This is a genomic window from Citrobacter sp. Cf087 (assembly GCF_030334285.1).
Taxonomy (GTDB): Bacteria; Pseudomonadota; Gammaproteobacteria; order Enterobacterales; family Enterobacteriaceae; genus Citrobacter; species Citrobacter freundii.
Genome location: NZ_JAOWED010000022.1, coordinates 906,267 through 921,570 on the forward strand (window position 1 = coordinate 906,267; position 15,304 = coordinate 921,570).

Sequence of the window (15,304 nt, forward strand, 5' to 3'; positions counted from 1 at the left end):
AGCGGCAAGAGAGTGCACATTTCTGACCGCTCACTCTAGACAAAATTCATTAATAATCCAATTGTTGGTCGCCGATTATCTGTACAAAATCGAAAATATTTTATGTCGATGGGAACAGACCGAATCCCATGTAAATTCCATTAAAGTAAACCACATCGACGTTTACTTCGCTCTTGCGCCTCCTGATACAGCGCAAACTCATCATAAACCGCGCAACCCAGCGCCTGTTCAAACGCGTCGCGGCTGGAATTCCCGTGGCTGCGAGCCTGCGTTTCATTCCCCAGATTGGACTGGAAAATCCCTGCGGCGCTCACCGGTAAAAAATCTTCGTAGGTGATGGGTTGCGCAACCAGCCACCCTCGCTCAATGAGCGGTTGCGGATCGTCATCCGGACGGATTGCCTGGCGATGCGCTTCGCCTGATGGCGTCAGTCGATAACGAAACCAGGCGAGTCCCTGCTGGCGCAGCAGAAACTCACTGTCCGGGAACGCCTTGAACACCTCCTGAAGATGTAACTGGTGCGTCAGATTGTCTTTCCCCGTTCCCGCTTTATTCAGCAATTCGTCGTATAACGCTCTGCCTTTCGGCGTCAGGGCCACACCGCGCTGTTCGATTTCACCGAAACGTGCCGTGTGAGTGCCGCGCATTTCACCGGCAAACAACACCGGTTCTTCCAGCGCTTTGAAACTCGTCTGACGTAATAAAATGGGCACCTCGCGGCGTGGCGGCCCTTCAATCAGTATTTTCGGTTCAATGCCGCATTCCGGCATCATCGACTGCACCCGGTCGATATCCAGCGTACGCGGCGTCAGGTGGTTGATATGGCAACCGGGGAAACACACTACATCAGCAATCAGCCTGTGTTCGTTATGCAATGCGTGATAGGTCTCTTCATCGACCGTGGCGTGCTGATGCCAGCGGAATGTTTCCAGCGCTTCATGCACAAACTCTTGCGCCTGTTCAGATGTAAAACTGCCCTGCGCATCAAATTCATCCAGCAGCTCGTGACAACGGCGAGTGAAAATATCGCGTTTCGCGAGGATCTCAGCGGCTTTTTGCCGCAGCGCGGCGTTTTCGATTAGTTCGAGCCGTAATAACGAGGTGAATACCCGAAACGGGTTGCGCGATAGCGAGGCATCGTCGATGGGACGAAAGGCTGTGGAATGTACGGGGACGCCTGCCTGGGAGAGATCGTAATAACTCACCGGATACATGCCCATAACGGCAAACATTCGGCGCAGCGTAGAAAGCTCCTGCGCGGTACCCACTCGAATAGCGCCATGGCGCTCAACGTTTAGCCGGGCCAGTTCATCCGCATTCGCCAGTTTTTCATGCAGCGTCGGATTATTTTCCAGTACCGCCAGATTCACATCAGCGACAAGTTCCAGCAACGTGCCGTATTGCGGGACTTCCTGCTGGTACATTGCTGACATTGCCTGCGAAAATTGTTCCCGAATCTCATCTGCCGTGATGGTGTTCGCCATAATGTCATGCCTCCAGTGAATATTACCTGGAGTGTAGAAAACACCGCTGACTCCGGTGGGAAGAATTTACAAAGTGTGACCCCGCGTAAACTTCCCACCCATATAAACGATGAACAGTACCTACTGACGGGGTTTCAAATGACTTTCCAGCCAGGGGAGCATCTGTTTTTTACGGCTAAGCATACCTTCTACCTTGCAGGGTTGCGGGATGTCTGAAAGTTCTGCTCCAGCAAACCACAGGCTGGTGTCACCCAGATTGATGTCGGTAAGCATCAGCACGACCAACGCAGCATTCTTTTCCTCTGCATAGCGCGCCATTTCCTGACGGAGATCGTCCAGCACCGCATCCACCTGTTGCAGCGCATACAGTTCAAGCTGCGCTACACATACTGAATGTCCATGGATGGTGAAGGTTTTAATGTCTTTCTGCAAAAGTTCGCGGGCGCTCATCCCTTCCACGCTTGTTTTGGCTGACAGCAGGTCGCGACTGAAAGCGTCAAGACCCACTCCGGTTTTTTGGGCCAGCGCATCAACCGCCAGGCGATCGTCAGTGGTGGTCGTTGGTGAACGAAGCGTGACAGTGTCACTCAATACGGCGCCGAGCAGTAAAATAGCCTCAGCGGAAGATAACTGGTTGCGTTCATCTTCCGTCATCAGTTGCCACAGCAGGGTTGCGCTACTGCCGACGGGCTTCACCCACACTTCCGGTGGCAGACGGGTGACTAACCCACCAAGTCGGTGATGATCGATAATTCCCACCACGTTACTTTCTGTCAACGATTCCGGCCCCTGGGCAGGCTCGGTGAAATCGACCAGCCAGACATCACGATCGGTCAGTTCAAACGTCAACCGTTCAGGCATCGTCAGCCCCGCATGCTCAAAGATAAACTGCGTTTCGCGGTTAGGCTCGCCCAAACGCCATGCCGTCGCCTGCTGGCCACGTAAACTAAGCCAACGAGCCGTCATTGCGGCGGTGCAGATGGCATCGCTATCGGGATTAAGGTGCCCTATTACATGTATCATTCATCAGTGCCTTGTGAAGAGAAATCGTTCAAAAGTAAACAATAACCAAAGTATAACGACTGAACATACTCCCTTCCATGATCCCACCACCCAGCAACGCTGTACAAAACATAAGCAAAATAAATCAGTTGTAAGTAAAACATGATAAATGTTAATAATATTTTGCTATCAGGTTATCAAAAACAAACAACTTTACTTGTCACCGATACGGCTCTGTTTTTAACATCGCTTATGGAAAAAAATGTTCTGTTCAATCAGCGCATTCGCTTGCGCCATCTTCATACTTTTGTCGCCGTTGCACAGCAGGGAACGTTGGGGCGCGCGGCTGAGACCCTTAACCTGAGTCAACCGGCTCTCTCCAAAACGCTAAATGAACTGGAGCAACTGACCGGGACCCGGCTCTTTGAGCGTGGCCGCCTTGGCGCGCAGTTAACGCTGCCAGGAGAGCAGTTTCTTACCCACGCGGTAAGAGTGCTGGATGCGCTCAACACTGCCGGGCAAGCGTTAAATCAGCGCGAAGAATCGCAGACTGATGTCGTACGGATTGGGGCCTTACCCACCGCGGCACTGGGCATTCTGCCTGCGGTAATTGGTCCTTTCCACAAACAGCAAATGGAGACCACGCTACAAGTCGCCACCATGAGCAATCCGATGATTCTGGCAGGTTTAAAATCCGGGGAAATCGACCTTGGCATTGGTCGCATGGCCGATCCGGAATTGATGGTCGGTCTGAATTATGAATTGTTGTTTCTGGAATCACTTAAACTGGTCGTGCGCCCTAACCACCCGTTGTTGCAGGAAACCATCACATTAAGTCGGGTAATGGAGTGGCCGGTGGTGGTTTCGCCAAAAGGAACCGCGCCTCGCCAGCACGCAGAAGCATTGTTGCAAAGTCAGGGTTGTAAAATGCCGCCAGGCTGCATTGAAACACTTTCAGCATCGCTCTCCCGCCAACTGACGGTTGATTACGACTATGTATGGTTTGTCCCTTCAGGTGCGGTTAGAGAGGATTTACGCCAGGCGACGCTGGTATCGTTGCCGATACCTACCCACGGGGCGGGTGAACCCATCGGGATTCTTACTCGTGTCGATGTGCAACTCTCTCAGGCCGCGCAGATCCTTATCGCCGCAATACGCAAAACCGTACCTGTTTAATCGTATTGATGATTGGGCCTGTTAGTACCTACAGGCCCAATTCATGTAAATGTTCAATATATGGACGGTGAAACCGTCATAAAACACAGCTAAAAGCGTATTTTTTCTTAAAAGCAATTTAAGCAACACTTATTATTGATGATATCTCTGTCGAATAATGGCGGACGAAATCCCCGACACAAACTTACATCTAAAAATTTCTTCTTGGAATTCAATGAAGAATAAAAAATCAATCCAATTAAGTTAATTTCATATTACATTAAATAATTAGCTATTACCTCTAAACAAATTCTTAAAAAACACTAACCTCAGCTTCACCCGCTATTCAGTCAGAATCTCACGACATATAATGTTTTCGCCATTTAATTTGTTATTAAGGAAAATAACGTGAAATTTGTTAATTGTTTAAGCGCAGTAGCGCTTCTGGTCGCAGGTGCTACTTTTCAGGCCCAAGCGGCTGGTTCTGATTCTGCAAACATTGATTTTTCAGGAAATATTACATCATCAACCTGTGATGTCAGTATTGATGGTATTTCTGCTTCCAAAGAGGTCAAACTGCCAGATATCACTGTTCCTGCGATGCAAGCGGCTGTCAGTAGTCCTGCGATGAAAACCAAATTTCAGATCACCGTTAAAAACTGCGCCACTGAACCAGCGGGTGGTAAAGTAAAAGGGCAATTTTCAACAACCGGTAATTACAATAGCACCAGCAAAGCATTGTTAAACGCTGCCGCAGGAGATAAAGATGCGGGTTTCCAGGTAGAAGATACCGCAACCAGTACCATTATCGATTTTACATCAGCCACACCGCAATCTGAAGCCACTTACGATACCACCAACGGTGCAGTATTTAATTATACCGTCGGTTATATCTACTCAGGTTCTGGTACGCCGACTGTTGGTGTAGTGAAAGCGAATACCACCTTTGTAACAACCTACCCCTAACAAGCTGTATAAGATCAACATTAGTTAATAACTCTGCTGCAACTTTAATTCAAGGTTGCAGCTATTTAACCAAGACACAAATGATATGATTCCACAAAATACATTCAGATTAATTATATTTTCTGCCGCTATCTCTTTTAGCTATTCGTCAGTCGCCAGCATAGTGATTAACGCTACCCGTGTTATTTACCCTTCCGACGCGAAGGAGGCACTAATAAAAATGGTTAATCAGGGGCAACAACCTTTATTAGTCCAGTCCTGGTTAGACGATGGTCATGAAGATGTTGATCCGCAAACCTTAAACGTTCCTTTTATCGCCTCCCCCCCAGTCAGTCGGGTCGATCCTAAACAGGGACTGACCGTACGCTTAAACTGGGACGGGCAACCGTTACCCACCGATCGTGAAAGCGTGTATTGGTTTAATGCACTTGAAATCCCCGGAAAAAATAAAGATGCCGCTAAATCAAATCAGCTGCAGATCGCGCTGAAAACCCGCATCAAGGTTTTTTATCGCCCCGCATCCCTTCCTGGTTCGGCGGATGACGCAATCCAACATCTGAAATGGAGCCTTGCAAACCAAGGTAAACAAATTTGGGCGACGGCGAAAAATGACTCTCCTTATTTTGTTTCGCTTGTTGGCGCTAACATCACTTCCGGGGGGAAAAAATACAAAATTGAGCCCGACATGGTCGCCCCTTTTTCCAGCGCCAGCTATGAAGTGAAAACGCTCACCACTCCCCGGCTAGAATCCGTTTCATGGACAGCAGTCAATGATTACGGGGCTAACGTTGACGTAACGGATAAATAAAAAAACGCGTGCAAGGATTGCTCTATGTCAATGTCAAAACACCGGTTAGCGACCTCAGTATGGGTATTATTGGCTATTTGTCAGACAGGTTTTGCTGACGATAATTACATTGAATTCAACGATGACTTTATCTTCAGCAATGCAGGTAAAAAATCGGCAATCGACGTGTCACAATATGCACGCGGCAACCCGGTGAAACCCGGTATATATACCGTCTCAGTTTGGATTAACGGTGAGCAACAGCAAACTGCAAAGATCCAGTTTATTGACAACCACACCCCGAACGCGTCTCCCTGCCTGACTCGTGAGGTGCTCGATGAAGCAAACGTTGATGTAAGCAAACTCCCCACGGCAGATGCGGACGAAGGTGAATCGCAATGCTATATCCTGGCGGATTATTACCCCTCATCCAGCGTGAGTTACGATCCTAATTCACAGATCCTGATGCTCACAATTCCGCAACTGTTTCTCGTCAGCCACCCTGCGGGTTATGTCAACCCCGCACGCTGGGATGCCGGTATTCCTGCTGCAATACTGAACTGGAGCTTCAGCGGTTATCACAGTGAAAATGACGGTAGCGCCTCTGACAGTGGTTATCTGGGGCTCGGCTATGGTCTCAACCTTGGAGCATGGCGGTTACGCTCCAGCGGCGCGCTGAACTGGACAAAAGACGATAGTGCAACCTGGGACAACTACGATCTCTATTTAGCACGGGATTTACCCCCTATGCGGGCACAAATGGAACTGGGCCAGGTCACCTCTCGCAGCGAAGTACTGGATAGTATCGGCATTAAAGGCATACATCTGTATAACGACAAACGCATGGATCCGCATGATGGTCGCTACGTTCCCGTCATCAACGGCGTGGCCAACAGTAATGCCAAAATTACCGTACGACAGCAGTCGCGCATCATCTATGAAACCACCGTTCCCCCAGGTCCTTTTGCTCTGAAGGATTATTATGTGGCAATCAACGGCGCTGACCTCGACGTTACCGTGGAAGAAGCTGATGGGTCAAAACGGTTATTCACCGTACCGTATGCCTCTGTTGCTCAGTTAATGACCAAGGGTGAAGTTGACTGGGATTTTGCCGTTGGGACATTAGACAACAATGACAACAGCGACTCCCCCTGGGTGCTCACCACGAACGGTAATTATGGACTGAGCGATATTTTCACGCTGTATGGCGGCATACAGTCAATGGAAGAAGACTATCTGGCGGGGATGCTGGGTCTGGCGATGAATACGCGTCTTGGTGCTATCGCAGTCGATGTTATCCACTCTCGTGCTTCACTTGAAGATATTGGCGCTCTGCAGGGGCAGAGTTACCGTGTAAGCTACAGTAATGTGCTGGACGCAACACAGACCAATTTCAGCTTTAGCGCCTATCGATACAGCACCAAAGATTACCTCTCGCTTAATGACGTCATCTCTTTGCAAAATAGCATCGATAGTTATAGCGACGATCACGATACTAACCGTAACGATGCGTATCGCAACAGCTACAGTCATTCCAAAAATGAGCTTCAGGCTAACGTCAATCAACCTATTGTCCTCAACGGAGAGGATTACGGCTCATTCTATCTCAGCGGCACCTGGACGAGTTATTGGGGTAGCTCAGACAAAACGTCTCAGTATTCGCTGGGCTACAGCAATACTTTCCGCACCATCTCGTGGAATATCTCGCTGCAGCGTAGTTATAACGAATGGGGTGATGAAGATGACAGCCTGTACGTTGGGTTGAGTATTCCTTTTGGTAGCAACGCTCAAAACGATCAACCAGCATTCTCCAGTCTGAACCTCAGCGCCAATAGCGACTTTAGCGGCAACAATGGTTTCACCAGTACGGCCAGTGGTAACAGTAGCAACAATAAATGGAACTACAGCCTCAGTACTACCGCTAACCAGGCCAGCCAGGGAGAAGACACCTATTCCGTCAGCGGATATTCCACCTATAACGGCGCGCATGGAGCGACCAGCGTTTCCGCTACAGTCGATAAAAATCATAACCAGCAGTATTCCCTAAACAATAACGGCGGTGTGCTGTTACACAGCGGTGGATTGACGCTGTTACCGGGTAATGTCAACGCACAAAGCGCCATAGCCCTTATTGAAGCGCAAGGTGCAGATGGCGCGACCACCACCAATGGGTATGGTGAGATTGACAGTGCCGGATATGCAGTTGCCACCAGTCTTTCGCCTTATGCCGAGAATACCGTCGGGCTGGATCTCAGCACCATCAAGGCAGACGTCGAAGTGAAAAACACCTCCGCCGCCGTGGTTCCGCGCGATGGCGCCGTGGTGAAAGTCACCTTCGCCACCCAGCAAGGTCAATCGGTGTTTGTCACGCTCAGACGTAGCGATAACAGTTTCATTCCATTGGGCGCGAACATTCTCAATGAACAGGGAGAATCCGTTGGCGCAATGGGTCAGGCGGGCCGCGCCTTTTTACGCGGGATCGAACAACGTGGCAGCCTGAAGGTTATTTGGGGGAGCGACGCCGCAAGCTACTGCGATGTGAGCTACCAGATCCCTGACGCGCCCGCGATGATCGGAAAATCAATTCGTCTGGAGACGTTAATTTGCCAGATGCCAGGAGCCGGGAAATAGCTTATGCGCCAGGTAATGCTTGTTTCTTTTCTATTATGCAGCCCACATCTCTTTGCGGCAGATGTCGTGGTTAACTTTAAAGCCAATTTGCTTGCTATGACCTGCACCGTCAATATTGTTGTTGGTTCAAGCAAAGCGGTGAACCAGACCATTGATTTTGGTGTATTAACCCGCGCAGAACTGGAAGCTCAGGGCGCTAATACGCTGAAAGATTTTTCGTTGCAGTACAGCAACTGCACGATCGGATCCAGTACAAACCAGACGGTTACCTGGATGAAAACGGGTATTAAAGCCTCTTCGTGGTACAACGGCTATCCAACCGAACTCTATGGTGGGAATAACGGGGCCGCAGCAGTTTTGTATCGTTCTGGCTCCCCAAATTCTCTGTTAGTTCTCAATAGCAGTACGCCGTTTGACTGGACCTCAACTGAGCGCACCAATAAGGCCCTGAACCTGGTTTTATCTCTGCGTCCAACGTCTTACTCAACCACCGCGACAAGTGGCACCTTCAACGGTTCGTTGACGTTCACCACCACCTATCAGTAGGAGCCACCATGAAATTTATACCAATAGCCTTATTGCTGATATCCACGCCGCTATGGGCCGCGAACAGTACCAATACAAATGTATTAACGGTTAAGGCGGAGTTGGTTACTGGTAGCTGTGACATCACCGCCTCCGATGTTGATTTGGGCGACTTAGACGCGAGCGAGTTCGCCGCTGGCGGCGCATGGGCGAATTTATCAGCAACAACGAAGGGTAACGTCCCCACACAGCCCCTGAAGATTAGCTTCCGCTGTGATTCAGGCTCTCTCGCCAAAACGCTGGTGTTGAGCTTTAAGCCGCAAAAAGCGCAACTCACCGGTAATCAGATATTCCCGAATGAATATACCGGTCCGATGACTGCAGCGGGAAACGTGGGCGTTGTGGTCTTTGAGGGGAGAACAAGTCCAGTTGCTATTAATGTGCTTAATAAAGACAATACCTCTGCCGTCAATATTGTTAACTATAAAGGTTCAACCACTACCTATTCTGATATTACCCTTTCGGCTCGTTTTCAAAAAGTGGATTCAGCAAAAACGGTCACTCCAGGTGGCGTATTAAGTCAGGTGCAAATCAGCGTGAGCTACAAATAATGGATAAACGGCAGGTTAATATGAGCACGATGATTTCACGATCAATTTCTTTTGTGGCATTGCTGTTGAACGGAATTTATTCATATCAGGTGCAGGCTAAGGAGTGTTATTTTGACAAAATTAATACCAGCACGGTAAGCGCGGGAACGTTAGTCGTGAATAATTATAACCCATCCAGTACAACACCCGTGCTATTGGGGACGCTCAGTGCGGGAGAATATGGTCACATAACTTGTAATACAGGTAATGATGGTTCTGATTTTTATGGAAGATCCACAGCAACAAGCGGTACGCAATACGATAGTTATACCAGCACCAGTGGTAGTACAAAATATAGCTACAACAGAGTTTTTTTTCCAACGAGCATACCTGGAATATATTATAACATTTACATAGCTAATTCTATTAATGCTACTTATACAGCTTACATTCCGTCTAATACGAGTTGGACACGTGAGATCGATAATGCCGCAGAAGGAGGTTTTCCTGTTGGATTATACATCGAAGTTTGGCAGCGTGGGGTGGTTTCCTCAATAGGTAATGGTGAAGCGCATCCTGTTATAAATGGTGAAGTAGGCAGGTTTAAAGCAGGGAATGAAGATGTAAGTAGTCAACAGGTTGTCGCTACAGTAAACGCATCTTCATTCACCGTAAAATTCGCCACGCCAACCTGTAATTTATCCGTATCCCCCACCACCATCGACTTTGGCGATGTGGGTAATGACAAACCACGAAAAACCTTCACCTTGAAAAATAGCAACTGCGTTAATGCTTCAGGGGTTACCCTTAAACTGACGTCGACCAAAGCGGCTTATGATAATAGCGGGTTGTCTATTCTCGCCAATACCACAACTGGCACCTCAGCAGCGGGCGGACGGGGAGTGGCGGTTTCTTACGAGGGATCGTCCCGGCAATATCTGTCGGCGAATGACACAAATTCTTCAGTGTCCATCGACTTTGGTTCCATCGTAACGGCGAAAGATATCACCATGGCCGGGTTACTCACCTGCACCTCCGCCAGCAATAACAGTACCTGCGATGACTACACCCCTGGCGCGTTCACCGCAGCGGGAACTATTAGTGCCACGTACAAATAGATAGTAAATCCGGTAATACAAAGGATCGTATTACCGGATGGCTGGCCTGTCAGAATGTTTCCCAGTTATCCGTATTTACCGTGTTTGATTTTGGCAGTGAAACCGATGGATGAACGGCAGGTGTAACGCGTCTAATTGCGCTTGTCCCGGTTAAACGGAATGTGCCGACGGCTTCCGTTAAGCGTGCGGCCTGCTCTTCAAGAGAGGCCGCAGCAGCCGATGCTTCTTCAACCAATGAGGCGTTTTGCTGTGTGACCTTATCCATCTCTGAAATCGCCTGGCTTACCTGGACGATGCCCCGGCTTTGTTCATCAGAGGCCGCCGCAATTTCCAACATAATGTCGGTCACGCGTTTTACCGCATCGACAATATCCGTCATCGTATTGCCCGCTGCGACGACTTCTCCGGAACCCTGGTCAATCAGTCGGACAGATTCGCTGATCAATCCTTCAATCTCTTTTGCCGCCTGAGCGCTGCGGCTTGCCAGCGTACGGACCTCACTAGCCACCACTGCAAACCCACGCCCCTGCTCTCCTGCCCGCGCCGCCTCAACCGCCGCGTTCAGCGCCAGGATATTGGTCTGGAAAGCAATGCTATTAATAACGGCGGTGATTTCGGAGATTTTCTTCGAGCTGGTTGAGATATTGCCCATGGTTTTCACCACACCAGAGACCATCTGACCGCCCCGGCTGGCCTTGCCGGATGCATCTTCCGCCAGCGTACTCGCATGATGCGCGTTGTCGGCGTTTTGCTTCACCGTAGCCGTCAGCTCTTCCATGCTGGCCGCCGTTTGTTCAATCGCCGCGGCCTGTTGTTCGGTACGTGAAGACAGATCGGTATTACCCGCCGAAATCTCACTGGTACCGCGGTAGATTTCTTCCGCGCCCTGACGTACCGTGCCCACTGTTTTCGCCAGCGACCGTTGCATTGTCTGCAGATGACGGCTCAGGCGCCCAATTTCGCTGCGCCCGGTTGGTTCCTCTGGCATTGTCAGGTCCCCTTCTGAAATTTGCTCAATGCGCTGGGCCGCACGTAACAGAGGATGAATAACGGTACGGCGCAGAACAATAAACGTCATCACGGTCAGTGCCAGCGCAAGAACGAATGCCCCCAGCATAAAGGCCATGCCAAGCTGTGTACGTTGGTGCGCCTGTTCGCTTAACTGATTCGCCCTGGCGGTACGAATATCGATCGCCTTTAACAATACCTTGTTGTAAGCAGAGTCCAGCGGTCTGGCCTGTTCATTTTCATGGTTGATGATCGCCTCGAACATGCCGTTTTTAGCGTACTTGAGCATAGGCTGTAAGCCATCGATATAGGCTTTGAAATTGGCGCTCAGTTCAGCGTCTAACGCCTCTCCGGCAGTAGTTTTCACCGCACGAGCCATATAAGTATTGAAACCGTCCTGCGATTGCTTAATACGTTTTTCTGCCTCGGCAATATTGGCCTTCATGTCATCCATTTCAGCAATACGGCTCGCCGCACCAGCATGGATCATGTTGATACGCGCGGTGCGTAAGTGGTTAGAGCTGTTAGATAACCCCATCCGGACCTGAATCTCATCGGTTACATCGCGCTGATCGCGATCGGCCTGCATAAGAAAATAACCTGCCAGCCCGGAACTTAAGGCGAATAGCAGAAGGATGCCACCGAGAATGGAGGAAAACAGCGGAACCAGCCGGATTTGATGCAGAAAGCCCAGTTTATGCAGGGCTTGCATCGATGTAGTGTTGTCCATGACCGTCGACTCTCTTGTAGGGTTTATGCGTGAAAACACGCCCGTTAGATAGTCATCGGCAATCCGGGAAGTTTACTTACCGTGAAAAGCGCCGGATTCGTCACACTTTCACAACATAATTCTAAAAAATTCAGGAAAGTGCCAGCGGTGAAATCCGCTGGCCAATGAATCAGTTATCACCAAAATGGATAACAGTACGGATGGATTTACCCTGATGCATTAAATCGAACGCTTCGTTAATCTGCTCCAGTGGCAGGCGATGCGTAATAAACGGATCTAACTGAATTTTTCCGCTCATTGCTTCTTCGACCATACCCGGCAACTGAGTGCGCCCTTTTACGCCGCCAAACGCGGAACCGCGCCACACGCGACCGGTTACTAACTGGAACGGACGTGTTTTGATCTCCTGACCGGCACCCGCCACCCCAATGATGATGCTTTCGCCCCACCCTTTATGGCAACACTCCAGCGCCGCACGCATCACGTTAACGTTGCCGATACACTCAAAGCTAAAGTCCACGCCACCGTCGGTGAGCTCAACAATCACGTCCTGCACCGGCTTATCGTAATCGTTTGGGTTGATGAAATCGGTCGCGCCCATTTCACCAGCCAATTTGAATTTCTCCGGATTGGTATCAACAGCCAGAATACGCCCGGCTTTTGCCTGCACTGCGCCCTGAATCACCGCCAGGCCAATACCGCCCAGACCAAATACGGCTACGGTATCGCCTTCCTTCACTTTCGCGGTGTTATGGACCGCTCCGATACCGGTGGTCACGCCACATCCCAGCAGACACACTTTATCCAGCGGAGCCTGCGGGTTAACCTTCGCCAGCGAGATCTCTGCGCAAACGGTATATTCGCTGAAGGTACTGGTGCCCATATAGTGATAAATCGGCTCGCCGTTATACGAGAAGCGCGTTGTGCCATCAGGCATCAGACCTTTGCCCTGTGTCGCCCGCACGGCCTGGCACAAGTTAGTTTTACCCGATTTACAGAACTTGCACTCGCCGCACTCTGCGGTGTACAGCGGGATCACATGATCGCCCGGTTTCAGGCTGGTGACGCCTTCCCCCACTTCAACCACAATGCCGCCGCCTTCATGGCCCAGTACCGCCGGGAACACGCCTTCCGGATCGTCGCCTGAGAGCGTAAAAGCGTCAGTATGGCACACGCCGGTGTGGGTAATTTTAACCAGCACTTCACCTTTCTTTGGTGGTGCGACGTCGATTTCAACAATTTTTAACGGTTGGCCGGGGCCAAATGCAACTGCTGCACGTGATTTCATTTGTCTCTTCCCATTATTGCAAGGTGATGGTGTTATTTTAGATAAGCACGCAGAAGATGGCCGATCTCAGCCATGCGCACAGCTCGCTGGTCTGGTGTTGTCTCTCCACTGACCAGTTCATCTTTCAGGTGGATCTCAACCATTTCGCCCATCAGACCATTGGATGCGCCGCGTACGGCGGCAATTTGTTGCAGGATCGACAGGCATGGTTCGCCAGATTCCAGTGCGCGCTCAAGCGCATCAACCTGACCGCGAATACGGCGTACACGAGTGAGAATGCGTTTTTTATCTTCGGGTGAATGCGGCATACGCCCTCCATATACTATAGGGGGGTATACTATCAGAATTTTTATGTAATTGTAAAAAACTAACATCTATTTAATGAGAGGGTGACGACCAGGCCTCGTCAGATGAGCCCTGGTCGCCAGGTCACTGAATGGCTTTCTGAACTAATTTTTCCAGATTTTTTAAGGGTTGAATTGCCGCAGTATCTGGTCCATAAGTCTGTAATATCTCAACCGGATGATATCCAACGACTACACGTCCATCCGACTCTTCCCGAATCAATACTCTAAAGGGAAGATCGAGCGCCATATCAGGATATGCCTGCATTAATGATGTGCCACCTTTAGGATTGCCAAAAATAATGACGGTTGTGGGTAACATGGTTAGTCCAGCATTTTTAGCCTCTTTCGCATGATCAAATTCTCCAAAAAAAACAAGATTATTACTCTCAATGGCAGCAATGAGATGCTCTCTGGTCTGCTGGTAATTATAAGTACTATACGTTTTGATCATAGTATTCCCGGTGTTGGCAGCATGACTGGTTACCGTCATAAGCAGATACAGTGCAGCTGTAATAAATATATTTTTTAGAGACCGAAGCATCACAACATCCTTAATTTAACGATAGTCTGGAAAGCTATCTAAGACCAGCGGATACTTTGCCGGTATAATCTCTCTCGTGCTGATTCTGTGCAAGGATACATTTGGCAGAATGCACCATCACAATAAGACCCGCAGCCATCATTATCGTGTCTTTTAAGACCAGTCGCCCGGCGCCAGAAAGATAGGGAAACCCGGTGTGAGAATCCTGGCCACTTACCCATGTTTCTGGTGTAAATATCAGGAATGTCAGAGTGACAAAAGGAGTTAAGAAGGCAAGTGTCGCCCCCCAAAAACCGATTTTTGGTGATACATAATGAGCAAGGATTAATAATGAAAAAATGACTTCAACAATACCAAGTCCGGTAGAGTACCCATAAGTATTATTCGCATGATGCCATGCGCGGTTAGCCTCTATTAATTCGCCTTCATGGTTCATGAACTGAGTATAATTACTCGGATCGTTATAAAAGAAAGACATAAATGGGCTATTAGCTACAAAAGGAACGATGCTATCTGCTTCATAGGGAATGAACTTCAACAATCCTATCCACATAAATACAATGGCAATAGAAATGCGACAAAGATTTATTCCCACGTTTTCTTTCGTTGAAACATATTGGTATAGTTTATCCATCATATCCAGAGGTCCTGTGTTGTAGAAATCACGACCTTTATAACCTTGTTATTTATATGCCTATATGTTCAGGAATCTATAATTTTTGTTTGATCGTCTGGAAAGGTCAAAATATAGACTATGGATAAGTTCGGTTGAGTGGAATGAACTCCTTGTTTTCGGTTTGGCTATCAAACTACTCGTAGCAAATCGTTGTATAACGTGGTGAAAGCATGTCTCTCTTCATCGCCCACGGTTGCTGTATCCCTTGTCCGACAAAGTAGAGCGTTCCTTTACCCTTTTCCCAGATACCTCCATCAGTTTATCGCTGTTACGCCGCGGCGTTAGGTTGCCGTCAAAAAGATTCAGTTCACCGTACGTATCGGCAACCAACCTGACATGATCAATTTTTTACCAATCCATACCCCAGGCTTACAGCATTAATATGCTCCCACGTCAATAACCACTAAAAGTTAATGGTTTATAAAACAATTTAACCTTACAATAACCATACTTTTT

14 protein-coding genes and 1 pseudogene are annotated in these 15,304 nt (G+C 48.9%); 7 read left to right on the plus strand and 8 right to left on the minus strand.

Annotation, left to right across the window (positions count from 1 at the left end; all coding sequences use genetic code 11):
* Positions 1-140 precede the first annotated feature (140 nt).
* Both hglS and OGV57_RS06460 read right to left on the minus strand, forming a co-directional pair.
* A complete protein-coding gene (hglS, locus tag OGV57_RS06455) occupies positions 141-1,484 on the minus strand; it encodes a 2-oxoadipate dioxygenase/decarboxylase HglS (protein ID WP_003020282.1) in 1,344 nt (447 codons plus the stop codon).
* 120 nt (positions 1,485-1,604) lie between these two features.
* A complete protein-coding gene (locus OGV57_RS06460; protein WP_054528411.1) occupies positions 1,605-2,507 on the minus strand; it encodes a manganese-dependent inorganic pyrophosphatase in 903 nt (300 codons plus the stop codon).
* 231 nt (positions 2,508-2,738) lie between these two features.
* Here OGV57_RS06460 and pcaQ point away from each other — a divergent pair, with 231 nt between their 5' ends.
* From pcaQ to OGV57_RS06495, 7 genes are all read left to right on the plus strand, one after another.
* A complete protein-coding gene (gene pcaQ / locus OGV57_RS06465; protein WP_003843743.1) occupies positions 2,739-3,662 on the plus strand; it encodes a pca operon transcription factor PcaQ in 924 nt (307 codons plus the stop codon).
* A gap of 387 nt (positions 3,663-4,049) precedes the next feature.
* Positions 4,050-4,607, plus strand: coding sequence for a fimbrial protein (locus tag OGV57_RS06470; RefSeq protein ID WP_003836101.1), 558 nt, complete (start codon positions 4,050-4,052; stop codon positions 4,605-4,607).
* A gap of 85 nt (positions 4,608-4,692) precedes the next feature.
* Positions 4,693-5,415 (plus strand): fimbria/pilus periplasmic chaperone, encoded by a 723-nt coding sequence (locus OGV57_RS06475; protein ID WP_032935666.1) that lies wholly within the window; start codon positions 4,693-4,695, stop codon positions 5,413-5,415.
* A gap of 24 nt (positions 5,416-5,439) precedes the next feature.
* Complete coding sequence (locus OGV57_RS06480; RefSeq protein WP_054528412.1) at positions 5,440-8,025, plus strand: outer membrane usher protein; 2,586 nt, start codon at positions 5,440-5,442, stop codon at positions 8,023-8,025.
* 3 nt (positions 8,026-8,028) lie between these two features.
* Positions 8,029-8,571: a fimbrial protein gene (locus OGV57_RS06485; protein ID WP_003843747.1), complete on the plus strand. Its 543-nt coding sequence runs from the start codon at positions 8,029-8,031 to the stop codon at positions 8,569-8,571.
* An 8-nt stretch (positions 8,572-8,579) separates the two neighbouring features.
* Positions 8,580-9,161: a fimbrial protein gene (locus OGV57_RS06490; protein WP_003836094.1), complete on the plus strand. Its 582-nt coding sequence runs from the start codon at positions 8,580-8,582 to the stop codon at positions 9,159-9,161.
* Between the two features lie 20 nt (positions 9,162-9,181).
* Positions 9,182-10,258: a fimbrial protein gene (locus tag OGV57_RS06495; protein WP_016150292.1), complete on the plus strand. Its 1,077-nt coding sequence runs from the start codon at positions 9,182-9,184 to the stop codon at positions 10,256-10,258.
* A gap of 49 nt (positions 10,259-10,307) precedes the next feature.
* On the opposite strand, the gene OGV57_RS06500 is transcribed toward OGV57_RS06495, so the two are convergent.
* The 6 genes and pseudogenes from OGV57_RS06500 to OGV57_RS06525 form a co-directional block, all read right to left on the minus strand.
* Positions 10,308-11,996, minus strand: a complete 1,689-nt coding sequence (locus tag OGV57_RS06500; protein WP_003836088.1) for a methyl-accepting chemotaxis protein — start codon at positions 11,994-11,996, stop codon at positions 10,308-10,310.
* A 169-nt stretch (positions 11,997-12,165) separates the two neighbouring features.
* Positions 12,166-13,284 carry an S-(hydroxymethyl)glutathione dehydrogenase/class III alcohol dehydrogenase gene (locus tag OGV57_RS06505; RefSeq protein WP_003020293.1) on the minus strand — a complete coding sequence of 373 codons (1,119 nt, stop codon included), beginning with the start codon at positions 13,282-13,284 and terminating at the stop codon, positions 12,166-12,168.
* Positions 13,285-13,316: 32 nt separating this feature from the next.
* Complete coding sequence (locus tag OGV57_RS06510; protein WP_003020296.1) at positions 13,317-13,592, minus strand: metal/formaldehyde-sensitive transcriptional repressor; 276 nt, start codon at positions 13,590-13,592, stop codon at positions 13,317-13,319.
* A gap of 121 nt (positions 13,593-13,713) precedes the next feature.
* Entirely contained in the window at positions 13,714-14,172 is a 459-nt protein-coding gene (locus OGV57_RS06515) for a DUF302 domain-containing protein (protein WP_008322331.1), read from the minus strand.
* Positions 14,173-14,206: 34 nt separating this feature from the next.
* Positions 14,207-14,806 carry a reactive chlorine resistance membrane protein RclC gene (gene rclC, locus OGV57_RS06520; RefSeq protein WP_054528685.1) on the minus strand — a complete coding sequence of 200 codons (600 nt, stop codon included), beginning with the start codon at positions 14,804-14,806 and terminating at the stop codon, positions 14,207-14,209.
* A gap of 175 nt (positions 14,807-14,981) precedes the next feature.
* Positions 14,982-15,157, minus strand: a pseudogene (locus OGV57_RS06525) (DUF4113 domain-containing protein); the annotation flags it as partial.
* Positions 15,158-15,304 lie beyond the last annotated feature (147 nt).